Genomic DNA, 809 nt, shown 5'->3' with positions numbered 1-809 from the left:
GGCCCTGTTGCAAAAACCAGAATGTAGTATCCTGTCTGGATTTAGTGTTAGCCATGAACTATAAAAACCCGATAGATTTTAAATGGCGTCATTTTCATGGCGAAGTCATTTTGCAGTGCGTTCGTTGGTATTGCAAATATGGGATAAGCTACCGTGACTTAGAAGAGATGATGAGTGAACGAGGCTTGTCAATCGATCACACCACGGTTTATCGTTGGGTCCCCCGAACTAAAAAAGCGATTGGATTGGTATAAACGGCGTTATTCTAGGCGGTGGCATCTCGATGAAACGTATGTCAAAGTTAAAGGAGAATGGAAATATCTCTACCGTGCTATTGATGAAAGTGGTCAGACGATTAATTTTTATCTATCCCATCGGCGTAATGCAAAGTCTGCCAAGCGCTTTCTGAAAAAACTCATCAAGAACAATCCAACTTGTGATATTAACATTATTAATACGGATAAAAATCCCGCCTACAATCAAGCTATTCGGGAATTAAAACAAGAAGGCAGTCTTTCTAAAGACGTTCATCATCAGCAAATCAAATATCGTAATAACCGCTTAGAAGCTGACTATGGCAAGCTCAAACGACTCATTAATCCTACCTTAGGTTTTCAATCGATGAAAACAGCTTATGCCACCATTAAAGGCTTTGAAATCATGCGCATGTTTAAGAAAGGACAATTCAATAAATGGATGTTCGGAGCACGTAATGAAGTATCCTTTATCAATCAACAGTTCAGCATTTACAAGTAAGATCTACCTAAAATTTAACTTTTCTTACGCTTGATAGTATTTGCAACGCGGCC

Annotated in this window: 1 pseudogene; it reads left to right on the top strand. The window is 38.9% G+C overall.

The window, feature by feature from the left end:
- Nucleotides 1-53 precede the first annotated feature (53 nt).
- Nucleotides 54-756, top strand: a pseudogene (locus E1P04_RS17465) (IS6 family transposase).
- The last annotated feature ends 53 nt before the right edge of the window (nt 757-809 follow it).

It is taken from the genome of Legionella gresilensis, from assembly GCF_900639865.1.
Taxonomy (GTDB): Bacteria; Pseudomonadota; Gammaproteobacteria; order Legionellales; family Legionellaceae; genus Legionella_C; species Legionella_C gresilensis.
Note: the sequence above shows the minus strand (reverse complement) of the source record. Positions and strands in the feature narration are given on the sequence as shown.